Origin of the sequence: Isoptericola nanjingensis, assembly GCF_050311635.1 — a bacterium.
In the GTDB taxonomy this organism is placed as follows: domain Bacteria; phylum Actinomycetota; class Actinomycetes; order Actinomycetales; family Cellulomonadaceae; genus Isoptericola; species Isoptericola nanjingensis.
This window is the reverse complement of the sequence record NZ_JBNOZL010000007.1, coordinates 140,481-162,396: the sequence shown is the minus strand read 5'-3', so window position 1 is coordinate 162,396 and position 21,916 is coordinate 140,481. Positions and strand designations below refer to the sequence as shown.

23 protein-coding genes are annotated in these 21,916 nt (G+C 74.2%); 12 read left to right on the top strand and 11 right to left on the bottom strand.

The features are described 5' to 3' along the window. Positions 1-118: 118 nt before the first annotated feature. The 4 genes from ACQP6G_RS15175 to ACQP6G_RS15160 are packed head-to-tail and all read left to right on the top strand — an operon-like array spanning position 119 to position 3,758. The gene (locus tag ACQP6G_RS15175) at positions 119-442 is read left to right on the top strand and encodes a hypothetical protein (protein ID WP_429765439.1); all 324 of its coding nucleotides are present in this window, start codon (positions 119-121) and stop codon (positions 440-442) included. Further along, the gene (locus ACQP6G_RS15170; protein WP_429765437.1) at positions 439-2,826 is read left to right on the top strand and encodes a hypothetical protein; all 2,388 of its coding nucleotides are present in this window, start codon (positions 439-441) and stop codon (positions 2,824-2,826) included. The genes ACQP6G_RS15175 and ACQP6G_RS15170 overlap by 4 nt, the downstream gene beginning before the upstream one ends. Beyond that, on the top strand, positions 2,823-3,095 hold the full coding sequence (locus ACQP6G_RS15165; RefSeq protein WP_429765436.1) for a hypothetical protein: 273 nt from the start codon (positions 2,823-2,825) through the stop codon (positions 3,093-3,095). Before ACQP6G_RS15170 ends, ACQP6G_RS15165 begins: the two co-directional genes overlap by 4 nt. 6 nt (positions 3,096-3,101) lie before the next feature. Next, on the top strand, positions 3,102-3,758 hold the full coding sequence (locus ACQP6G_RS15160) for a hypothetical protein (protein ID WP_429765434.1): 657 nt from the start codon (positions 3,102-3,104) through the stop codon (positions 3,756-3,758). Between the two features lie 143 nt (positions 3,759-3,901). Here the strand turns inward: ACQP6G_RS15160 and ACQP6G_RS15155 are convergent, their stop codons facing one another. Then, the gene (locus ACQP6G_RS15155; RefSeq protein ID WP_429765432.1) at positions 3,902-5,209 is read right to left on the bottom strand and encodes a serine hydrolase domain-containing protein; all 1,308 of its coding nucleotides are present in this window, start codon (positions 5,207-5,209) and stop codon (positions 3,902-3,904) included. Between the two features lie 279 nt (positions 5,210-5,488). Next, entirely contained in the window at positions 5,489-6,472 is a 984-nt protein-coding gene (locus ACQP6G_RS15150) for a hypothetical protein (protein WP_429765430.1), read from the bottom strand. 182 nt (positions 6,473-6,654) lie between these two features. Between ACQP6G_RS15150 and ACQP6G_RS15145 the strand changes: the two genes are divergently transcribed. Continuing rightward, positions 6,655-7,866: an MFS transporter gene (locus ACQP6G_RS15145; protein WP_429765428.1), complete on the top strand. Its 1,212-nt coding sequence runs from the start codon at positions 6,655-6,657 to the stop codon at positions 7,864-7,866. A gap of 4 nt (positions 7,867-7,870) precedes the next feature. Then, entirely contained in the window at positions 7,871-8,284 is a 414-nt protein-coding gene (locus ACQP6G_RS15140) for a YchJ family protein (protein WP_429765427.1), read from the top strand. Here the strand turns inward: ACQP6G_RS15140 and ACQP6G_RS15135 are convergent. The 8 genes from ACQP6G_RS15135 to ACQP6G_RS15100 all read right to left on the bottom strand — a co-directional run bounded on the left by ACQP6G_RS15135 (position 8,257) and on the right by ACQP6G_RS15100 (position 17,447). Continuing rightward, on the bottom strand, positions 8,257-9,630 hold the full coding sequence (locus ACQP6G_RS15135; protein ID WP_429765425.1) for a nucleobase:cation symporter-2 family protein: 1,374 nt from the start codon (positions 9,628-9,630) through the stop codon (positions 8,257-8,259). The two genes, ACQP6G_RS15140 and ACQP6G_RS15135, sit on opposite strands and share 28 nt — an antisense overlap. A gap of 152 nt (positions 9,631-9,782) precedes the next feature. Beyond that, positions 9,783-11,837 carry a beta-galactosidase gene (locus ACQP6G_RS15130; protein WP_429765424.1) on the bottom strand — a complete coding sequence of 685 codons (2,055 nt, stop codon included), beginning with the start codon at positions 11,835-11,837 and terminating at the stop codon, positions 9,783-9,785. 120 nt (positions 11,838-11,957) lie between these two features. After that, positions 11,958-12,734: a glycerophosphodiester phosphodiesterase gene (locus tag ACQP6G_RS15125; protein WP_429765422.1), complete on the bottom strand. Its 777-nt coding sequence runs from the start codon at positions 12,732-12,734 to the stop codon at positions 11,958-11,960. Further along, positions 12,731-14,083 (bottom strand): ABC transporter substrate-binding protein, encoded by a 1,353-nt coding sequence (locus tag ACQP6G_RS15120; protein WP_429765421.1) that lies wholly within the window; start codon positions 14,081-14,083, stop codon positions 12,731-12,733. The genes ACQP6G_RS15125 and ACQP6G_RS15120 overlap by 4 nt, the downstream gene beginning before the upstream one ends. A 53-nt stretch (positions 14,084-14,136) precedes the next feature. Further along, the gene (locus ACQP6G_RS15115) at positions 14,137-15,003 is read right to left on the bottom strand and encodes a carbohydrate ABC transporter permease (RefSeq protein ID WP_429765420.1); all 867 of its coding nucleotides are present in this window, start codon (positions 15,001-15,003) and stop codon (positions 14,137-14,139) included. Then, complete coding sequence (locus tag ACQP6G_RS15110; RefSeq protein WP_429765419.1) at positions 15,000-15,992, bottom strand: carbohydrate ABC transporter permease; 993 nt, start codon at positions 15,990-15,992, stop codon at positions 15,000-15,002. The genes ACQP6G_RS15115 and ACQP6G_RS15110 overlap by 4 nt, the downstream gene beginning before the upstream one ends. A 150-nt stretch (positions 15,993-16,142) precedes the next feature. Then, positions 16,143-17,048, bottom strand: a complete 906-nt coding sequence (locus ACQP6G_RS15105; protein WP_429765417.1) for an oxygenase MpaB family protein — start codon at positions 17,046-17,048, stop codon at positions 16,143-16,145. Between the two features lie 15 nt (positions 17,049-17,063). After that, positions 17,064-17,447 carry a DUF4440 domain-containing protein gene (locus ACQP6G_RS15100; RefSeq protein ID WP_429765415.1) on the bottom strand — a complete coding sequence of 128 codons (384 nt, stop codon included), beginning with the start codon at positions 17,445-17,447 and terminating at the stop codon, positions 17,064-17,066. Positions 17,448-17,570: 123 nt separating this feature from the next. Between ACQP6G_RS15100 and ACQP6G_RS15095 the strand changes: the two genes are divergently transcribed. From ACQP6G_RS15095 to ACQP6G_RS15075, 5 genes are all read left to right on the top strand, one after another. After that, positions 17,571-17,927: a helix-turn-helix domain-containing protein gene (locus ACQP6G_RS15095; protein ID WP_429765413.1), complete on the top strand. Its 357-nt coding sequence runs from the start codon at positions 17,571-17,573 to the stop codon at positions 17,925-17,927. Continuing rightward, a complete protein-coding gene (locus tag ACQP6G_RS15090) occupies positions 17,831-18,175 on the top strand; it encodes a HepT-like ribonuclease domain-containing protein (RefSeq protein WP_429765783.1) in 345 nt (114 codons plus the stop codon). The genes ACQP6G_RS15095 and ACQP6G_RS15090 overlap by 97 nt, the downstream gene beginning before the upstream one ends. A 25-nt stretch (positions 18,176-18,200) precedes the next feature. Continuing rightward, positions 18,201-19,094: an HNH endonuclease gene (locus tag ACQP6G_RS15085; RefSeq protein ID WP_429765411.1), complete on the top strand. Its 894-nt coding sequence runs from the start codon at positions 18,201-18,203 to the stop codon at positions 19,092-19,094. 97 nt (positions 19,095-19,191) lie between these two features. Continuing rightward, positions 19,192-19,329 carry a hypothetical protein gene (locus tag ACQP6G_RS15080; RefSeq protein WP_429765409.1) on the top strand — a complete coding sequence of 46 codons (138 nt, stop codon included), beginning with the start codon at positions 19,192-19,194 and terminating at the stop codon, positions 19,327-19,329. 209 nt (positions 19,330-19,538) lie between these two features. Further along, a complete protein-coding gene (locus tag ACQP6G_RS15075; RefSeq protein ID WP_429765407.1) occupies positions 19,539-20,375 on the top strand; it encodes an MBL fold metallo-hydrolase in 837 nt (278 codons plus the stop codon). Here the strand turns inward: ACQP6G_RS15075 and ACQP6G_RS15070 are convergent. Next, positions 20,372-21,508 (bottom strand): FAD-dependent oxidoreductase, encoded by a 1,137-nt coding sequence (locus tag ACQP6G_RS15070; RefSeq protein WP_429765405.1) that lies wholly within the window; start codon positions 21,506-21,508, stop codon positions 20,372-20,374. The genes ACQP6G_RS15075 and ACQP6G_RS15070 overlap by 4 nt on opposite strands. A gap of 101 nt (positions 21,509-21,609) precedes the next feature. Between ACQP6G_RS15070 and ACQP6G_RS15065 the strand changes: the two genes are divergently transcribed. Then, on the top strand, positions 21,610-21,912 hold the full coding sequence (locus ACQP6G_RS15065) for a putative quinol monooxygenase (protein WP_429765404.1): 303 nt from the start codon (positions 21,610-21,612) through the stop codon (positions 21,910-21,912). Positions 21,913-21,916: the final 4 nt, after the last annotated feature.

Here is a 21,916-nt window from a genome sequence, read left to right as displayed (position 1 = left end):
GCCTCCCGGACCGACCCTGTGGATAACCCCGGGGCGGCCGGGCCCGTCGTCGTTAGCGTCGTCCCCGCGCCACGGCGCAGGCAGGGACGACCCGACGACGGACCAGGACAGGGACGGGATGACGCAGCTCGACCTCGAGACCACGACCCTCGCCGCGGCGGGCACCGACGTGCACGGTGCCGCGCTGGCGCTCCACGACGTGTCCAGCGGCGTGCTGGTCACGGCGGCGGCACCTGCCGCGAGCGGCGACGCCGGACTGGGGGCCGCCCTGCAGGACCTCGCCGCGGCCTGGCGGGCCGCCCACGAGGCCCTCGGGGACGAGCTCGGGGCGCTCGCCGCCGGGCTCGCCCGTGCCTCCGAGGTCTTCGAGGGCGCCGAGCGCGCGACGACGCACGACCTGGCCGCGCTGCTCGGCGGACCCCGCCCGGGAGACGACGCGTGACGCCCGTCGGCCGGGAGGGCGACGGGCCTGGAGGTCGGCCGGCGCCGCCGGCCGGCGAGCTCTGCCCGCTCCCCGGGAGCCCGCCCGCCCTGGTCGACGCCGCCACCGCCGCGGGTCGCGCCGCTGCCGGTCTCGAGGACGCGCGCACCCGCCTGCTGCGGGTGCGATCGGCGCTCGACGGCCAGCGCAGCACGGCCGTCGAGCGGGCGCGCGAGCGGGTCACGGCAGCGGGCGACGCCGCCCGGACGAGCGGCGGCATGCTCGAGGCGGCGGCCGCCACCCTGCGGCGCCACGCCGTGGTCCTCGGCGACGCACAGGCAGCGGCGCAGCGGGCGCTCGCCTTCTGTGCGGACGCGCTCGGACGGGAGGCCCGGTGGCAGGCGGAGGCGGACGAGGCGCGTCGTTCCACGTGGAACATCGCGGCGGGCGTCGCCGCGCCGGGCGCCGAAGGCTCGGTCCCTGTGGTCTCGAGTCCTGCGGTCTCGGGCACGGCGGTCTCTGGTGCTGCATGGTCGGCGGCGGCCTGGTCGGGCGCGGCGTGGTCCGGCGCGCCGACGCTGCCCGGCGATCCGGCGCACGCGCACCTGCGGCTCGCCGCTGCCGAGCGGGAGCTGGCGGCGGCGCGCGCGGACGTCGCGGCGGCGGAGGCACGCTGGCGCGCGGCGCGGGACACGAAGGACGAGGCGTCGCGGCGGGCGGCGGCCGCACTGACCTCGCTCGCCGACGTCCGCGCGGTCCGGGCGATCACCGCGGCGGGGGCGGACCCGGCGGCCTTCGAGGCGTCCGGTGCGGCCGCGCGGTCGGCCGTCGCGCTCCTGCCGCGTGCTGCGTCGGGCGGGGACGCCGCAGCACGACGCGCCGTGCGCGAGGACCTCCGACACGTCCTGACCGCGCACGCCGACGACCCTGCGTTCTGGGCCGTCTTCTGGGACGACGCCTCCCCTGCGCAGCTCTACGAGGCTCTGATCCCCCGCGGGCCGGGAGCCGCCGACGTCCCCGCCGCGCTCGGGGGCGGCCTCGGCCAGGCCCTGGACGGCGAGCTGGCGCGGGCGCTCGGCGAGGGCATCGGCCTGTGGGCGCAGACGGCGTCGCCCGAGGAGCAGCGCGAACTGGGACGCCACGTGGTCGGCGACGTCGAGGCCGGCGCGGGTGAGCCGCTCACGCCGGCCGGCAGGGCGGAGGTCGCCGCCGCCCTGCTCCCCGCGTCGCTGCCGGCGGCCGTCCATGCCGGGGCGGACGACGCGCTCCACGCCTGGTGGAGCGAGCGTGCGCCCTTCGACGGGTCGTTCACCGTCCTGGCGCCGGTGGTCGTCGCGGTCGCCGCGGGCCTCGCCGCACACCCGCGGCTGGCGTTCGACCGGCTCGCGCCCGCCGACGAGGGGCGCGTCGGCCCGTCGGTCTCGCGGTGGCTCGGCAGCGTGCCCAGCACCGGGTGGCCCGACGGCGGCCGCGCCGTCGCGCGCGCCTTCGCCACCGCCGTCGACGTCGGGACGGCATCCCCCGACCGCGGCGACCAGGCGCGCGCGGCGCTCCTCGTCTCGCACGCGACGGAGGCGTTGCCGGTCGGCCTGCTCCGGACCCCGGGGCTGGCCGACGACGCGGCCGGGTCCGTCGCGCTCGCCTACGAGCCCTACGTCCCGGTCATCGGTGACGTCTCGCAGGCGCAGAGCCCCACGTCCGGCAAGGCCGGCGTCGAACCGGTCCCCGCGCCCGGGGTCGACCTCGACGCCGAGGTGGCGCCCGACCTCGGCGACCGTGTCCCGCTCGTCGTGCAGCCCGAGCTCGACGCCTTCGCCCTCCGCGACGTGATCGGGGCGACGTCCCGCACGCCGGGCGCGGCGGCGGCCTGGCTCGGGGTGACGGACCGCTACACGGAGTGGGTCCTCGAGCAGGCCACCTCGGAGGGCTTCGACGTGGACACGGGGCCTCGTGTCCCCCTGGTCCAGGAAGCCCTGTCCGACATCGGCGCCCTGACGGGCGGGATGCAGGCCGAGACCATCGACATGGCCCGGGCCCAGGTGGACACCCGCGAGACCGTGCTCGCCCTCGCCGGCACGGGCGTCGGCTACCTCAGGTTCGGCAGCAGGGTCGTGACGGAGGCCGTGGGGCTGGCGAGCGGGCCGGCGCTGTCGCTCTTCGACCCCGAGGCCCCGCTCGACGACGCCCGGGAGCGGATCTGGTCCACCGAGCACGGGCTGATCGACCGGTACGCCACCGACCTGTACGACGGCGTGGTCCAGCACGACCTCGGCCTCGGGCTGACCCCCGACGCCGCCGCGGAGCGCAGCTCCGGGCTCAAGCCGGACGGCAACGGCTCCGCTCCCGTCACGCTGTTCGACGCCCCCTTCGACCACCTGTCCGATCCCGCGGGGGACGACCGATGAGCACCGCGATGCGCCGCGTTCTCGCCAACCCCAGCGTGACCCCGCTCCTGGTCGTCACCCTCGTGGTGACGGGGCTGTTCCTCTGGTACCACCTCGGCCGGGACGCGTGGCGGGACTGGCAGCGCGACCGGGCGATCGCCGAGGCCGCCCACTGGAGCCCGGAGCCGTGGGGGCTCACCGCGGACGAGTTCCCCGGTCACGACGCGACCGCGCTGCCGGTGGACACGACGCGGATGACGACGAGGCGGCAGCCGGGGTGGAGCGTCTAGGCGGTCATGCACGACCCGCTCGGGCCGCTGTTCGCCGGCGACCTCGCCGGCGTCCGGTTCGCGACCACGGGCGACCGGGTGCTCCCCTGGACGGACCGCGAGGACGGCCTCTACCCGGTGGACGCCACCTCCGGCGTCGACGTGGACGGCGTCCAGGTGATCACGTTCGTCACCGTCTCCCCGGACGGCCCGTACACGCTCGCTGACCAGGGCAGCACGGTGTGGCAGCTGCAGTACGAGGCGGAGAGCGCCGCCGAGCACGGGCTCCACGACGACTCGCTGGTCTGGAACCCGGGCGGCACGGTGCGGTCCGTCCAGTACGTCGGCCGGCTGCCCGACCCCGCCGAGCGGTACCGCATCGAGCTCGACGAGCTCGGGCCGGTCGGCCTCACCATCCAGCAGCGCGGCGCGGACGGCGAGGAGTTCCGCACCACGTCCCTCGCCACGGTCGCGGAGGGGGCGCTGGTGTCGGTCGGTGTGCTCGTGCCCGACGGCCTGGACCTTCCCGCCGACCTCGAGCCGGCGGTGCTGCTGGAGCGGCTGGCGGACGAGGTGCGCGCGGACCCGCCGTCGTTCCCCGCCACGGACGGGACGACCTCGGGCGCTCAGGCCGAGTCGCGCACCACGAGGGAGGTGGGCAGCGTGATCGCGGCGGGCTCCTGACCGTCGACGACCTCCAGCAGCAGCCGCACCATCTCGGCGCTGATGCGCTCGGACGGTACCCGCCACGCCCGAGGGCCAGGCGGCGGCGTTCCGCGCGGTGCAGGACACGGTCGCCGCCGACTGACCGACCGGGGGACGGCCCGTCAGCAGGTGGCGAGCAGCGCGGGCACCAGCGCCGTGCTGAGGTCGGACTCCAGCGACGTCAGGTCACGGCCGGTGAGGGCCACGGTCACCTGGCGCTCGGCGTCCGGCGACGTCAGCGTGATGCTGAGCGTGCCGAACGACGCGCCGTCGTGCCCGTACAGCCACGCGCCCTCCTCGCACGGGTCGGGCAGGCGGTACACGCCGAGGCCGTAGTCGGGCAGCGTCTGGCTGCCGACGGTGCGCGGCACGAGGACGTCCGTCACGGTCTCCGGCTCGAGCAGGTCGCCCGTCACCAGCGCCTCGGTGAACCGCTGCAGGTCCGCCGTGGTGCTGGTGACGGCGCCGGCCGAGCCGAACAGGCTGGGGTCGAAGCCGTCGAGCCCGTACCACCCGGCACCGAGGTCACCGGTGTACGCGGCCTCGCGGAGGAACGGGCCGCGGTAGCCCGGGTCGTCGGGGTACGCGGAGTGCCGCATCCCGGCAGGCTTGAACACGCGCTTCTCGAGGAGCCGCTCGACGTCCTGCCCGGTGGCGTGCTCGAGCGCGAGGCCCAGCAGCACGTAGCCGGCGTTCGAGTACGAGGCGTCGGTGCCGGGCTCGAACAGCCACGGCTGGTCGTCCATCGCGGCGAGGTGGTCCGCCGTCGTGTACTCCTCGCCGAGGACGGCGAAGAACTCGTCGTAGTCCTCCGGGTCGGTCATCCGGCTCGCGGCGAGCGCGCTGAGGTGGTCCGGCAGGCCCGAGCGGTGCGTGAGCAGCAGCTCGAGCGTGACGTCGTCCTCGATGGCGTCGGGGACGACGGCGGCCGCCTCGGGCACGACGTCGACCACCGGGGTGTCGAGCGTCCACGTGCCCCGCTCGACCTCCTGCAGCACGAGCGTCGAGACCATCATCTTGGTGTTGCTCGCCGCGCGGAACCGGTCCTGCGACCGCGCCGGGCCGTGCCCGTCCAGACGCCGCGTGCCGTCGGCGCCGCTCCAGTGCAGGCCCGGGGCGTCGACTCGCCCGACCACCCCGATCGGGACGCCCGCCGCCGTGTCCGCGAGCGCCTGGTCGAGCGCGTCCGTCACGGCGTCGTCCCCGCCCGACGTCCCGCTCGGCGCGCTGAACGTGAGGGCGCTCGCCCGCCGCTCCGCCTCCGCGACTGCGGCGGCGACCGCCCGCGCGACGGACGAGCGGTCCTCGTCGAGCGCGGCCGACGGCGACGTCGGCGACGGAGGCGCCGGCAGCTCGTCCGCGCCGGCGGGCACAGCGCCGAGGCCCAGTGCGAGCGCGGCGGCGGTCGTGACGGTCAGGGGCGTGCGCATGCGACGACGCATGGTGTCTCCTTCGTCCTGGGTGTGTCGGTGCTCCCACCCTCGCAGGGCAACCGCCCCGGGCGGATCCGTCGGGCGACGGAGATCCGCCGTCGTCGACCTCCACCGTCCGCCGGACGCCGCGGTAGCACGCAAGGCGGCGAGGTAGTACGGGACCTGCCGAGGTAGTACGGGACCTGCCGAGGTAGTACGGGACCTGCCGAGGTAGTACGGGACGTGCCGAGGTAGTACTACCTCGCCCGGTTCAGTACTACCTCGCCCGGTTCGGTACTACCTCGGCGTCCGGGGTACTACCTCGGCGAGGCGGGCGGCGGCCTCGTCGCGGCGGCGGGTGGCGTCGGCGAGGGTGCGCTCGGCGCGCTGTCGGGCGACGACGGCGCCGCGCAGCTCGGCGTCGACGGTCGCGGCCTCCTCCTCCAGCTCGGCGAGGCGGCGGCGGACGGCGTCGCGCTCGGCGTCGGTGCGGCGCGCGATCCCCTCGATGCGGCCGACCTCCGCGGCGGCGGCGCTGCCGGCGCCGCGCGCGGCGGCGACGTCGTCCTCGGCGTCGGCGAGCGCCTGCTCCGCCTCCCGCCGGGCCGCCTCCCGCGCGGCCTGCTCCTCGGCCGCCGAGTCGTCGTCCTTCCGTGACGCGGCCCGACGGCGGCCGCCGCGCGCCCCGCCCGGCAGGTCCGGCACGGCGTGCAGGTGCCGCGACGGCGCGCCGTCGTCGTCGACGGGCGCGATGCCGAGCGCGTCCGGGACAGCGACGGCGGACGCGACGTCGGCCCGCCCGATGCCGGTGGCCTGCAGCGGCCCGACCAGCAGCCCGCTGCGGACGGCGCGGCCGGCGTCGGCGTCGATCATCGCGGCGGTGAGCGTGGCTTCCACCTGCGCCAGGACGGCGCCGGACACGGACGCCCCGGCCTCGACGGCGAGGGAGCGTGCCCGCGCCGCGACCGCGGCGACGAGCTGCCGCCGCTGCCGCGTGAGCTCGCGCAGGCGCTTGCCGTCGAGGTCGTCCTGCGCCTCGCGGAACGCGGCGCCGAGCTCGACCACCTGCTCCACCTGGTCGGCGTCGGCGCGCGCGAGGAGGTTGACCACCCACGCCGCCGTCGACGGCTTGCGCAGCCGCTTCACCCGGTCGGCAGCCTCGTCCTCGCCGTCGTCGCGCAGGGCGGCGGCGCGGGCGGCGCGCGCGGGGACGAACTCCGCCGGCTCGAGGCCGTAGAGCTCCCCGGCGACGTCGGTCAGCAGCTCCGCCAGCGTGGGCACCCTCCGAGAATCCGGAACGCAGCACGCCACCGCAACCCCACCCGCGCGAGCTGTCAGGATCAGGGGCAGGTTCCCGTGCACGTGGCCCTGACGACCGGACGCGCCCCGGAGCTGTCAGGACCAGGTCACGGTATTCATGCTCCTCGTCCTGACAGCTCGCGCCTACGATCGTCTCGATCCCCATGACCGAGAACCTTCCTCCCGCGCCGGCGTCCGCCATCACGCCACCCGTCGACGAGCGTCGCGCCACGATCATCCTGGTCGCGATGGCGCTGTCGACGTTCCTGTTCGTCACCGTCGAGTCGCTGCCGTCCGGCCTGCTCACCCTCATGGCCCCCGACCTGGGTCGGTCCACGTCCGAGATCGGCCTGCTCGTCACGGGCTACGCGCTGGTGGTGCTGATCACCACGGTGCCGCTGGCGCACTGGGCGCGACGCGTGCCGCGCCGGTGGGTGCTGTCCGCGTGCGCGGGCGTGGCCGCCGTCGCGACGCTGTGGGCCGCGCTCGCGCCGAGCTACGAGCAGCTGATGGCGGCCCGCCTGGTGACGGCGACGGCGCAGGCGCTGTTCTGGGCCGCCGTCGTGCCCGCGACGACCGGGCTGTTCCGGCCCGTCGTGCGCGGCAAGGTGATGACGCGCCTCGCGCTGGGCAACTCGCTCGCCCCGGTGCTCGGCGTGCCGGCGGGCACATGGCTCGGCGAGCACACGTCGTGGCGGTGGACGTTCGCGGCCGTCGCGGTGCTCTCGCTCGTGGTGACGTTCGTGGTCCTGGCGCTGTTCCCGACGATGGCGCCGTCCGAGGGCGGGGCCAGCCGCGCGCCGCACCCGAGCCGACGCCGGTTCCTCTTCCAGATGGTCACGACCGGGCTGGTCCTCACCGGCGCGTTCGGCGTCATCACGTTCGTCACGCAGTACTTCATCGAGGTCACCGGGTTCGAGCAGTCGGACATGGCCCGGCTGCTGCTCCTGCAGGGCGCGGCCGGGGTGGTGGGCACGATCGTGGTGGGCCGGTTCATCGACGCCCGCCCGGTGGCGGTGCTGCTCGTCGCGCTCGCCGTGCTCACCGTCGCCCTCGTGAGCCTGTGGGCGTTCGGCGCGAACCCCGTCGCGGCCGTGGCGTCGCTGGCGCTGTTCGGGTTCTCGTTCTCGTGCGTGCCGCCCGCCCTGTCCCACCGCGTGATGCTCGTGGCTCCCGGGTCGACCAACATGGGGGTGGCGATCTCGTCGTCCATGTTCAACGTGGGTATCGCGGCCGGATCTGGCCTGGGCGCTGCCCTCGTCGCCGCCGTCGGCGTGCACGTCGTGCCGCTCGCGAGCGCCGTCGTCGTGCTCCTGGCGCTGCTCGTCGCCCTCGCCGAGGAGCGCTTCAGCCCGGCCCTGCCGGGCGCGCACTGACAGGATGGCGTGCGTGACCGTCCCATCCGACGACGACCGCTGCCCCTGCGGCTCCGGCGACACCTACGGCGCGTGCTGCGGCCCGTTGCTGGCCGGCGACCGGCCCGCCCCCACCGCGGAGGCGCTGATGCGGTCGCGCTACACCGCGTTCGCCGTCGGCGACGCCGCGTACCTGCGCGCCACATGGCACCCGCGCACGCGGCCGCCGTCGCTGGAGCTCGACGACGACCAGGAGTGGCGGCGCCTCGCGGTCCTCGCCACCCACGCCGGCGGCCCGTTCGACGACGGCGGCGAGGTCGAGTTCGTGGCGCAGTACGTGCAGGCGGCCACGGGTGAGCGGGGCCGCCTGCACGAGGTGAGCCGGTTCGTCCGCGAGGGCGGCCGCTGGTTCTACGTGGACGGCGACGTCGGCGCCTGAGCGGCGGCCGGCTCCAGCCCTGGGTCGGTCGCGGGTTCGGGCGACGTGCCGGACGCCGGCTCCGGCACCCGCCGGAGCTGGTCGCCGTTGAGCAGCAGGTTGAGCAGGATGGCGCTGATCGCGCCGGCGCTGATGCCGGAGTCGAAGATCAGCTGGAACCACGTCGGGAACTCGGCGTAGATCTCCGGGCGCACGGTCGGGAGCATCGCGACGCCGAGGGACACGGCGACCACGAGGATGTTCTTGCTGGTGAACGTCACCTTGGTGAGCGAGCGGACGCCGGACGCCGCGACCATGCCGAACAGCGCGATCCCGGCGCCGCCGAGCACGGCGCTGGGCACGCCCTCCACTACCGCGCCGACCTTGGGCACCAGGCCCAGCACCACGAGGATGCCGCCGGCCATCGTCGCGACGTAGCGCGACGCGACCCCCGTCAGGCTGACGAGGCCCACGTTCTGCGCGAACGCGGTGTACGGGAAGGTGTTGAACATCCCGCCGAGGACGGTCGAGAGCCCGTCCGCGCGCAGCCCGTCGCCGAGCCGCCGCTTCGTCACGGGCCGGCCGGTGATCTCGCCGACGGCGATCATGTCGCCCGTCGTCTCCGTCATGATCACGAGCCCCACGACCAGCATCGACACCACGGCGGCGAGCGGGAACGTCGGCAGGCCGAAGTGGAACGGGGTCACGACGGCGAACCAGCCCGCCTCCCCGACGCCCGACCAGTCGACCTTGCCCATCGGCAGCGCGGCGAGCGTGCCCAGCGCGAGCCCGAGCAGCACGGAGAGACGCGCGAGGGCGGGCGGGGCGAAGCGTTCGACGAGCACGATGAACAGCAGCGTCCCCGCCGCGAGCGCCAGGTCGGACGGCGCGGCGGTCTCGCCGTTGTTCGTGATCCACCCCGCGGCGACGTCCATGAGCGAGACGCCGATGATCAGGATGACCGTGCCGGTGACGAGCGGCGGGAAGAAGCGCAGCAGCGCCGAGAAGAACGGCGCGACGAGGATCATGAAGAGGCCGCAGGCGATGGTGGCGCCGAAGACGGCGGTGATGTCGTAGGTCGTGCCGATGGTGATCATCGGGCCGACGGCGGCGAACGTCACGCCCTGCATGAGCGGCAGCCGGACGCCGAACCGCCAGAACCCGAGGGACTGGATGATCGACGCGATCCCCGCGACGAACAGGTCGGCGCTGATGAGGAACGCCAGGTCCTGCGCGGAGTAGCCGAGGGCGCCGCCCACGATGAGCGGCACCGCCACCGCCCCGGCGTACATCGCGAGCACGTGCTGCAGCCCGAGCGGGAAGAGCCGCGCCAGCCTCGGCACCTGGTCCACCGGGTGCGCGGTCACGGGTGGTGCTGTGCTGCGTGAAGCTTCGGACATCGGTCGTCCCCTTCCGTCACCGGGCGCCTGGGCGGCGCGTCGGGACGACCGTAGGGAGCGACGGTTTCCGTGGGATCAAACAGCGTTTCCGGGAGGTGACATCTTCTCGGATGAACCTTTCACGTCATCCGGCCCGTGAGGACGACGACGTCGTACGGCGCGAGCGGGAGGGTCGCGGAGGCGTCGTGGCGCGCGTCGGTGAGCACGTCGGTGAGGGCGGCGGCGGCGCGGACGCCGTCGGGCCCGGCCGCGAGCGCCGCGGCGAGCACGAGCGTCGCGGGGCGGTCCGTGTGGTTGAGAGCCACCAGGGTGCCGCCCCGCCACACGGTCTCGACGCCCGGGACCTGGCCGCCGAGAGCGACGCCCGCGTCGTCGAGCGCGGCGCGGAGCACGGCCTCGAGGCCGCCGCCCGGCCCGCTGAGGTCGGCGCCGACGTACCAGGCGCGGCCCGCGCCGTGCGCGTGCCGCGCGACGGCGACGCTGCCGGCCAGCGGGCCGTCGTCGTAGGTGGCGAGCACCTCGGCGCCGTCGGTGCGAGCTCGCTCTCCCAGGGTCGTCGCGGTGCCGTGGTGCCCGGTCAGCGGACCGGCCCAGGAGACCGCGCTGCCGCCGTCGGGCAGCGGCACCCACTCCTCGGCGGAGACCCCGAGCACGTGCCGCAGGGGCGCGGGCGAGCGGCCCGCGTGCAGGTGGGCGAGTCCGTCCGCGACGCCACCGAACGGCCCCCACACCAGGTGCCCGCCGCCAGCCACGTAGGCGTCGAGCCGGTCGGCGGCGGGCCGCTCCAGCACGGTCAGCGCCGGGGCGAGCACCAGGTCGTACGCCTGCAGCGGGTCGCCGGGCGCGACGACGTCGGCGACGACGCCGAGCCGCCACAGCTCCCGGTGCCAGGCCTGCAGCGTGGCGAGCGGGTCGAGGCGCGCCGTCGGGAGCGCGACCTGGGTGGCGGCCCACCACGACGGCCAGTCCCACAGCAGCGCGACGCGCCGGTGGACGCGCTCGCCGACGAGGCCGCGCAGCGCGCGCAGCTCGGCACCCAGGGCGCGGACGCCCGCGTGCACGGCCGTGTCCGCTCCCGCGACGGGCAGCATCGCGGAGTGGAAGCGCTCGGGGCCGGAGCGCGCCTGGCGCCACTGGAAGAACAGCGCGCCGTCGCCGCCGTGCGCGAGCGCCTGGAGCACCTCGGTGCGCAGCCGCGCGGGCGACTTCGTGAGGTTGTGCTCCCGCCAGCTCACGGCGCTCGCCGCCTGCTCCATGCGCAGCCACGACCCGCCGCCCGCGAGCCCGCGCGCGAGGTGGTTGACGAGCGCCGCGTCGGCGGGCGCGTCGGGGGACGCCGGGTCGGGGTAGGCGTCGTCGGCGATCACGTCGAGGTCCGCGCGCCAGTCGTGCGGGTCGATGCCGCCGAAGAACCCCATGAGGTTGGTCGTCACGGGGCGTCCCTGGTCGTGGCGCCGGACGACCGCCTTCTGCTCGCGGTAGAGGTCGAGCAGCAGGTCGGAGCCGAAGCGCCGGAAGTCGAGCTCCTGCGACGGGTTGCGGTGATAGGGCGCGACGCGCGGCGGCAGGATCTCGGCCCAGTCGCCGTACTCCTGCGACCAGACGGTCGTGGCCCAGGCCGCGTTCAGCGCGTCGAGCGTGCCGTACCGCGCGCGGAGCCAGTCGCGGAACCGCTCCGCGCACCGGTCGCACCAGCAGAACTGCCCGTACTCGTTGCCCGCGTGCCACATCCGGACGGCGGGGTGGCCGGCGTAGCGGGCGGCCACCCGCTCGGCGATCGCCACGGCCGCCTCCCGGTACGCCGGCGAGGACGGGCAGAAATGGTTGCGCGAGCCGTAGCTCAGCACCGTGCCGTCCGCCGTCGTGGGCAGCGACCCCGGGTGCCGGTGGCCCAGCCACGGCGGCGGCGAGGCGACGGGCGTGGCGAGGTCGACGGCGATCCCGGCGTCGTGCAGCAGGTCGAGCACGTCGTCCAACCAGGCGAACCGGTACTCGCCCGGGCGCGGCTCGAGGTGCGACCAGCTGAAGACGCCGACCGTGACGAGGTTGGCTCCCGCCTCCCGCATGAGCGCGACGTCCTCCCGCCAGACGGCGGGCTCCCACTGCTCGGGGTTGTAGTCCCCGCCGTACAGGATGCCCAGCTCGTCCGTGAGCCGTGCGAGACCAGCCGTCATGCCGCGATACCCCCGTGGACCGTCGAAGCGCTTCGATGCGCGCGCCAGCCTACTCACCCCCGAGTTGTCAGGACCAGCGCCACGAAAACCCCGCGCTCGCCCTGACAACTCCGGGAGGCGTCAGCCGACGCGGCCTGCCAGCCAGCCCGCCAGGCGGTCGGGGCGGTCGGTGATGATCGCGTCCACGCCGAGCGCGACGGCGGCGGCCCAGTGCGCGGGCTCGTTCAACGTCCAGACGGCGGTGGAGAGGCCGGCGTCGTGGAGCCGGGCGACGACGTCGGGGTCGTCGCGCAACACGGTGCCCTGCGGGTTGCACATGACGACGTCGAGGTCGTGGCACCGCTCGACGAGGTCGTCGCGGGCGGCGGTGACGAGCAGGCCGCGGCGCAGCCCCGGGTCGGCGTCGCGCAGCGCGGCGACCGTCTCGGGCCAGAAGCTCTGCGCCACCGTGCGGTCGGCGAGGCCCGCCGCACGCAGCGGCTCGGTCACCCGGCGCACCTCCCGCGCGGACCACGCGCCCTTGACCTCCAGCAGCAGGTCCAGGCCCGGGCGGACGCGCAGCAGGTCGATCACCTCGGCGAACGTCGGCACCCGCTGCCCCGCGTACGCGGGCGAGAACCACGACCCGGCGTCGAGCAGCCGGACCTCCCGCAGCTCGAGGTCCGCCAGCTTGCCGCTGCCGTTGGTCGTCGCGTCCACGGTGTCGTCGTGGATGACGACGACCTCGCCGTCTGCGGTGAGCCGGACGTCGATCTCGAGCGAGTCCGCTCCCGCCCGCGCCGCGCTCTCGAACGCGGCGCGCGTGTTCTGCGGCGCGACCGCGCTGTTGCCACGGTGGGCGACGACGCGCGGCCGGAGCGACCCGTCGGCCTCGCTCAGCCCTGCCGCGCCCGTCACAGGTACGGCTCCACGTTCTCGGTGTACGCCGTCTCGATGCGCGGCGTGACGGCCTCGAACGCCGCCTTCGGGTCGGCGTCCTCGATGACGATCTGCTCCAGCGCCTCGTTGAGCAGCGCGTCGGCGCCCGGGACGAAGACGCGCACGTCGTCCTGCACGCGGGCCTTGTCGGCGAGCTGGTCGACGGCGGTGCGGAACTGCGGCGTCTGCTCGTAGGTCTTCTTCATCGCGTCGCTCTCGACGGCGGACGTGCGCACCGGCATGTAGCCCGTGGCCTGCGAGAACGTGGCCGTGTTCTCCGTGTTCGTGAGGAACTCGAGAAACATCGCGGCCGCGAGCTGCTGCTCCGGCGTCTTCGACGACGGGATGGCGAGCCCGGTGCCGCCGGTCGGCGTGCCGCCGCCCTTCGGGCCGTCGGGCAGGTAGGCCGTGCCGACCTCGAACGACGCGGCGTCGAGGGCGCCCTTGAGCGAGCCCGTGGAACCGATCGTCGAGGCGATCAGGCCGGACGAGAAGTCCGCCATCGCGTCGTCGGCGGAGAGCGTCGCGACGCCGGAGCCGTGGAACAGGTCGCGCACGAACTCGCCGCCGGCGACCGCCTCCGGGGTGTCGAGCGTGAGGTCGAAGCCGTCCGAGTACGCGCCGTCCTGCCCCCAGATCATGTTCTCGAACCACCACGCGCCCCACGACGGGCCGGTGGACAGGCCGAACGTCGAGCCGCCCTTCGGCACCTCCTTCTTCACTGTCGCGTCCCACTCGACCAGCTCGTCCCAGGTCTCGGGGCCGCGGTCGGGCAGGCCGGCCTTCGTCCACAGGTCCTTGTTGTAGTAGAAGAGCGGCGTGCTGCGGGCGTACGGCACCGCCCAGTGCTGGTCGTCGTACTCGTAGTCCGCGTACAGGGCGGGCTGGAAGTCGTCCGCGTCGGCGTCGAGGAACTCCATGACGTCGTCCACGGGCATGATCTGGTCGTTCAGGTGGTACCGGAACCACCACACGTCGGACGCGATGACGAGGTCGGGCAGCTCGTCGGTCTGCGACGCGGCCTGGAAGCGCTGGGCGACCTCGTCGTAGTCGGCGCCGGCGGTCACGAGGTCGACCTCGATGCCGGACTCCGCGGTGAACTCGTCGATGAGCTGCTGCTCGAGCTCCTGCGACTGGCCCGGGTGGTTGCTCCACCAGGTGATCTCCTTCGCGGGCTCGACCTGCGACCAGTCGACGGCCTCGGCGGACGCGTCGCCGGAGGCCGTGGCCCCGACGCTCGGGCCGGCGCAGGCGGTGAGGGTGAGGGCCGAGACCGCGGCGAGCGCCGCGACGGCGGTGCGGGTCCGGCGGGCAGGACGGTGAGACACACGTGCTCCTTGGTTCGGGGTGGTGTTCGGGAAGCGGGCCGGGCGGGACGGGGTCACCCCGTCACCGCGCCCGCGGTGAGGCCGGCGACGAGGCGTCGCTGGAGGATCAGGAAGACGAGCAGGATGGGCAGCGTCACGACGACGGTCGCGGCCAGCAGCACGCCCCAGTTCGACATGCCGTCGGTGTTCTGCAGCAGCGTGAGGCCGACGGGGAGGGTCATCCTGTCGGCGTGGTCGACGACGAGGAACGGCCACAGGTAGTCGTTCCACTCGGTCACGACGGACACCAGCGCGACGGCGGCGAGCGTCGGCGTGCTCATCGGCACGACGAACGTCCACAGCTTGCGCCAGTGCCCGGCGCCGTCCAGCTCGGCAGCCTCGAGGATGGACGCGGGCAGCGTGAGGAAGTGCTGCCGGAACAGGAAGGTGCCGAACGCGCTCGCCAGGCCGGGCACGAGGATCCCCTGGTAGGTGTTGAGCCAGCCGAGGCTCGCGACCAGCGTGTAGTTGGGGATGATCGTGATCTGCGGCGGGATCATCAGGGTCGCGATGACGAGCCCGAACACGAGCTTCTTGAACGGGAAGTCGAGGAAGACCAGCGCGTACGCGCAGGCCAGCCCTAGCGCGACCTTGAGGCCCGCGCCGACGACGGTCAGGCCGATGCTGTTCGCCAGCAGCCGCCCGAGCGGGATCGCGCCCGCGGCCTGCGCGTAGTTGTCGAGGCTCGGCGAGCCGGGCAGCCACTGCAGCGGCACCTGGTACAGCTCCTCGGGCGTCTTGAGGCTGGCGAGGAGCAGCCAGACCAGCGGCAGGCCGAGCACGACCGTCGCGAAGACCATCGTGAGATAGCCGCCGACCTGCGGCGACCGTCGTCGGGCCGAGCGCCCGGGGACCCGTCGGTCGATCATGACCGCGCTCATGCGTAGTGCACCTTCCGCTGGACGTACCGCATCTGCACCGCGGTGACGGCGAGGAGCACGAGGAACAGGACGGTCGCGACGGCGGACGCGTACCCCGCGCGGCCGCCCACGAAGCTCTCCTCGTAGATCGAGTACATGAGCGTCGTCGTGGATCCCAGGGGCCCGCCCTGGGTCATCGCCTTGATGATGTCGAAGGACTGCAGCGAGGCGAGCATCATCGTGACCAGCAGGAAGAACGTGGTCGGGGTGAGCAGCGGCAGCACGATCGAGCGCAGCGTGCGGGCTGACGACGCGCCGTCGAGCGCGGCGGCGTCGCGCAGGTCCTGCGGCACGGCCTGCAGCCCGGCCAGGTAGATGAGGGCGACGTACCCGAGGTTCTTCCACAGGTAGACGACGATCACCATGACCAGCGGCCACGGGCGCGCGGTGTACCAGGCGGGCGACTCGAGTCCGACCCAGCCGAGCAGCTCCTGCACCAGGCCGTAGCGCGGGTCGAACATGAACAGCCAGAGGATGCCGACGGCGAAGCCGCTCAGCACGTAGGGCGCGAACGCGACCGTGCGGGCGATGCCGCGGCCCCGCAGCCGACGGTTCAGCAGCAGCGCGAGGCCCAGGCCCAGCACCATCGCGCCGCCGACGGTCGCGACGGTGAAGACGAGCGTCGTCGTCACGACGCGGCCCGTGGTCGGCGCGGAGAACCACTCGACGTAGTTGCCGAGCCCGACGAAGCGGGCCGACGGGGAGCCGAGGTTCCACTGCAGCGTCGACAGGTACAGGCTCTGCAGCAGCGGCCGGTAGACGAAGACGACGATGAGCAGGACGTTCGGCCCCGCGAGCAGCAGCGCCCACAGCAGGGCGTTCCGGCGTCGGCGGGCGCCGAGGCGGCTGCGCGTGCGGGTGGCGGGTGGTGGGCCCGCGGGCGGGGTGCCCGCCCGGGCCGACGGGGCGTCCGGGAGACCGGACGGCCGTGGGGTCACGACGGTGGTCACAGCCGCGACTCTAGGAACCGCTGCGCCCGATATGTCCGGGTGGGCGGGGCGCCCGGCGAAGCGTTCGGGCAACGTTCATCGGGGCGGTCCCCGCAGGTCACGGGTGCACCACGCCGGTCACGCGGACGTCGACCGGGCGTCAGGCGGGCGTCAGCCGGGCGTCGTCTCCGGGACACCCGCGCGGGGATAGACCCGGGTCTTCTCCGAGGTGCCCATCCCCCACCGCACGGCGCGGGTGGCGAGGGAGCCCGCCGGCCCGCCGAGCGTGCGGCGGAACCAGGTGTCGACGTCGAGAGCGTCCCGCGCCCACGCGGGCAGGGTCGAGACGGCGCCCGCCGCGAGCAGCGCGTAGGGCGGCCGAGCCGCTCGCGGCAGCGGCGGCTCGCGCAGCAGGAAGCGCACCGTGTCGAGCGCGGCCTCCGACGCCTCCAGCTCGGGCCGGTAGGCCTCGATCGTGTCGCGCAGCTCGGCGACCGTCCCGGGCACGACGACGGCGCCCAGCGCCCGCGCGACGCGCGCCACCTGCGCGACGTACTCGTCGGCCTCGCCGTCGGTGAGCGGCCGCTCCCCGAAGCGTTGGTGCGCGGTGAGGAACGAGTCGGCCTCCGCCGCGTGCACCCAGGTGAGCAGGTGCGGGTCGCCCGCGCGGTACGGCCGCCCGTCCGGCGCCTTGCCACGCACCCGGTCGTGGACTGCCCGGACCCGGTCGACCATCGCCTGCGCGTCGTCCGCGGTGGCGAACGTCGTCGTCGCGAGGAAGGTCGCCGTGCGCTCGAGCCGGCCCCACGGGTCGCCGCGGTAGCCCGAGTGCCCCGCCACGCCCGCCATCGCCAGAGGGTGCAGCGACTGCAGCAGCAGCGCCCGCAGCCCGCCCACGAACATCGACGCGTCGGCGTGCACCCGCCCCACCGGGCTGTCCGGCGCGAACCAGCGCGGGCCGGGCGTCAGGTGGATCCGGTCGCGGACCGCGACGCCGTCGGCGCCCGACACCTTCTCGAACAGCACCTCCCCCAGGCGCAGCCGCAGCCGCTCCACGGGGTTCGTCGCCGTCGTCATCCCGTCAGTATCCGCTCATACGTCCATCGGCGTGAGCACCGCGATGCGCCACCCGTCGTCCGTGCGCACGAGCTGGTAGACGAAACGTTCGGTGCCCTCGCCCGGCCCGTCGTGGTGCCAGGTCACGTCGGCCCACACGCTGTGGGCCGTGACCGCCACGACCCGCACGTCCGACGTCATGCCCGTGACGCCCTCGTACTGGCTCCACGACGACCCGAAGAACTGCTCCGTCTGCGCGCGGCTCGTCACCGGCAGCGACTGCCCGGGGAACAGGATCAGCGCCGGCACCGCGTACAGGTCGGCGACCGCCGCCTCGTCGCGGTCCAGCAGCGCCTGCCGGTAGCGGTCGAAGAACTCTGCGGCCACGGCGTCCGGTGCGTCCGTGCGGTCGGTGGTCATGGCGTCGCCTCCTCGCGAGTCGATTCCGTCGACAGGTCGACCGTACGCGCGACAACCGACGCGCCGTAGACGAAGGCCGACTCTCCGTACCCCACGGGACGTATCACTGATGCCCCCGGCGTCATGGTCGATCTTCGAGCCGAGCGCGAGCGAGCGGGTCTCGCCCAGACCCGACTGGCCGAGCTCGCCGGGATCGCGCCGTCCAACCTGTCGGCGTACGAGTCCGGCAAGCGCCCCGTGCCGGCGGCACGAACCCGCGTGTCTTCGGCACCGAACGCGGGCTGCGCGCCAAGCACCGGGACATCATCGACGAGGCGGTCCCGCTGTGAACGACCACACAAGGCGCTGGCTGCACGACCTCGTCGACCACCCAGCCGCCGTCGATCGGCTCGTCGCGTGCGGCAGGGAGGTCCACGACACCGACGAGATGCTCCGCTACGCCCGTCGAGGACCTGCTCATCCGCCTCGGGGAGTGCGTGAGCCGCATCGACCGCGACGACCCGGGGTTCGTCGACGCCCACATAGACCTGCAGCTCCGTCGCGTCAAGGACTCACGCAACGTCGTCGCGCACGGCGACGTCGTCGTCGACTCCGAGCTGCTGTGGGCGATCCTCTCGACCAGCATCCCCAGGTCGCCGCCCGGGTCGCCCGGCTCATCGGCTGACGCGGACCGTCGGGTGAATTCCTCCTCCACCAGGAGAGTTGCTCCCACGAACCCTTGCGGCTGAGCCGGCGCGATGGTGAGCTCCTCGCGTGGAGTCGGCGGTCGAGGCGGAGCTGCGCAGGCAGATCATGGCGTGGGTCGGCGAGCGGGCGGAGACCAACGGCGGCTTCCTGCGGCGCGACGAGCTGCTCGACTTCCACCTCGACGGCGAGAAGCTGCCCGTCATCGACTACTCCCGCGGTATCCGCAACCCGGCGTCGTTCGGCTCGACGCTCTCGATCGTGAGTACGCCCGGTCGATATCACGACAGTGAGATGTCCGAGGACGGACTGCTTCGCTACGCCTACCGCAAGGGCGACCCCTGGTCGGGCGACAACCGCAAGCTCCGCCAAGCGATATCCACCGGCATGCCGCTCATCCTGTTCCGCAAGGAGATCGCGAACATCTACACGCCCGTGTTCCCGGTGTACGTCATCGACGATGAGCCGGAGAACCGACAGTTCCTCATCGCGTTGGACGAGTCGTTCACCTTCCTGCACGACCCACGCCACCTCACCCAGCCGCAGCGCGAGTACGCCCTCCGGCTCGCGCGGCAGCGCCTGCACCAGCCCGCGTTCCGCACCCGCGTCCTCGTCGCGTACGAGACGCGGTGCGCGATCTGCGAGCTCAAGCACGGGTCCCTGCTCGACGCCGCCCACATCGTTCCCGACGGCCACGAGCTCGGCGCCCCGACCGTGAACAACGGACTTGCACTGTGCAAGATTCACCACGCCGCCTACGACCAGAACATGCTCGGCGTGACGCCGGACCACGAGGTCCGCATCGCGTTACGCCTGCTCGAGGAGATCGACGGCCCCATGCTCAAGCACGGGCTGCAGGAGATGCACGGGCGACGGCTGACCTTGCCGAGACGGCGTGGCGACCGTCCCGATCGCGATCACCTGGCCTGGCGGTACGAGCGCTTCGACGCGGCAGCGTCGTAGGTCACGGCGTGACGTCCGTCGTCGAGCACCGGATCGCTGCCGGATCCATGGCCGAAGGTCCGGGGACGGCCGGGGAGGTGTTGGCTACGCTCACGCCATGAGGAGAAGCCCGACCGCCCGGGCCCGGAGCCACAACGTCTGGAAGTTCCTGGCCACGATCGTGGTGATCCTCGTGGTGGCGGGCGCCCTCGTCGTCGCACTGCCCTTCTTGCTGTCCCTCGGCGCCGCCCTCTGACGACTCGGCTCGGCCCCCGTCGGCGGTCGACCCTCGGACGCCGCACCGAGTCGGCGGCGCGCGGCAATGAGTTTCGCCCCGTCCGCCGGTCACCACCGACACGCGAGACGTCCAGCCGGGCCGTCGCTGCGGCAACCGGACAGGAGAACAACCATGGCAACCACGATCCTGGACACCGTGCCGTCGGACGACGGCCCTGGGCGGACGCCGTGCTGACGCGGGTCGCGGACGGTGTGTGGGCGCACCGGAGCGAGCTGCTCCAGAACAACGCGGTGGTCGTGCGCGGCCCGAGCGGCGTACTCCTCGTCGACCCTGGGCTGACACGCGTCGAGATGGAGTGCCTCGCGCACGACCTCCGCGACCTGCACCTTCCGGTCGTGGCGGGTTTCGCGACGCATCCCGACTGGGACCACGTGCTCTGGCACCCCGAGCTCGGCGACGCGCCCCGCTACGGCACGGCGCGCTGCGCGGCCGAGCTGCGACGCGTGCTGTCGGACCCGGGCTGGGAGACGCGCGTCACCGAGGGGCTACCGCCCGAGATCGCGGACGACGTGCCGCTCGACGGGTACGGCCTCGTCACCGCCCTGCCGGACGGGACGACGCGGATCCCTTGGGACGGTCCTGACGTCCGGGTCGTCGCGCACCCGGCGCACTCCCCGGGCCACGCGGCCCTGCTGGTCGAGGAGCACCGGGTTCTTGCGGCCGGCGACATGCTCTCGGACGTCTTCGTCCCCATGCTCGACGACTTCGACGACGCGAACGACCCGATCGGCGACTACCTCAGCGGACTGGAGCTCCTGGAGCGGGTGGCCGGCGGCGTCGACGCCGTGGTCCCGGGGCACGGGTCCGTCGGCGGGGCCGACCAGCTGCGTGCGCGGTTCGCGCAGGACCGCGCGTACCTGCACGCGCTGCGGGACGGCCGCGCTCCCGACGACCCGCGGATCGGCCCGAGGGCCAAGCCCGGCTGGGAGTGGGTGAGCGACATCCACGAGGGGCAGGCCCAGAGCGTCGCCCGCCGGCGCGAGGCCCGCGGGTCGCGTGACTAGCGCGCCCCGGCGAACGCGTCGGCGTCAGTCGCCGCGGCGTCGAGGTAGCGCACGATCCGGTTGACGGCGTCCCGGCCGGCGCGGTTGGCGCCGATGGTCGACGCGGACGGCCCGTAGCCGATGAGGTGCACGCGCGGCTCGCCGTCCACCTGGGTGCCGTCCATGCGGATGCCGCCGCCGGCGGTGCGCAGGTGCAGCGGTCGCAGGTGGTCGAGGGCGGCGCGGAAGCCGGTGTTCCAGAAGATGACGTCCACGGGAACGGTCTCGCCGTCGGGCGTGACCACGCCGTCGGGAACGATCCGGGTGAACATGGGCCGCCGGTGGAGCACGCCGCGCGCCTCGGCGGCGAGCAGCGACGGCGTCTTGATGAGGCCGGTGACGGACACGACGCTCAGCGGCGGCAGCCCTTCACGCACCCGGTCGGCGACCATCGCCACGGCGCGCGAGCCGTCCTCGGGCTCGAACGAGTCGCGCCACACGGGCTCCCGCCGCGTGAACCAGAAGGTCTGCGCCACGTGCGAGACCTCCTCCAGCAGCTGCACCGCGGAGATCCCGCCGCCGACGACGGCGACGCGCTGCCCCGCGAAGTCCTCGGCCCGCACGTAGTCGGCGGTGTGCAGCTGGCGGCCACGGAACGTCTCCTGCCCCGGGTAGGCGGGCCAGAACGGCTTCGACCACGTGCCCGTCGCGTTGACGATCGCCCGCGCGACGACGACGCCGGACCGGCCGCCGCCCTCCCACCGGACGAGCAGCCCGTCGTCGTCCGCCTCCTCGACGCGGCGTACGCGCACCGGCCGGACGACGGCGAGGCCCAGCTCGTGCTCGTAGTCGCCGAAGTACGCAGGCAGCACGTCGACGCTCGCCGCCTCCGGCTCCACGTCGGGCTGCTCGATGCCGGGCAGGTCGTGGATGCCGTTCACCGTGCTCATCCGCAGCGAGCGCCAGCGGTGCCGCCACGCTCCCCCCGGCCCGTCCTCGGCGTCCAGCACGAGGTAGGTGCGCTCGCCGGACGCCGCGCCCGCCGCGGGCGCGAACCCGCGCCGCCGCAGGTGGTATGCCGCCGACAGGCCCGCCTGTCCCGCGCCGATCACGACGACGTCCGCCATCTGCGGCACGGCCTCGGTCGTCGTCATGCCTCTGGCAACACTGCCCGCGACGGCGTGCTTCCGAGGGCTCGTGTGGTGTCGCGCACCCGCCGGGTCCGTGTCCCTGGAGGGGACTACCGTCACGACCCATGACCTACGCCAACGTCGGCACGCTGGGTGCCGCCCCCGGGAAGCGCGACGCGCTGGTCGCGCACCTCACGCAGCGCAGCACGGAGCTCGCGGACGCGGGCTGCCTCCTCTACGAGGTCGGCGTCAGCGACGACCAGCCGGACACGGTGTTCGTCGCCGAGCTGTGGACGTCGGCGGAGGCGCACCAGGCGTCCCTGCAGCTCCCCGCCGTGCAGGCGTCGATCGCCGAGGCCCGGCCCCTGCTGTCCGGCGAGTTCGGCGGCTTCCGCTTCACGGTCGTCGGCTCGCCGCTGCGAGACTGACGCG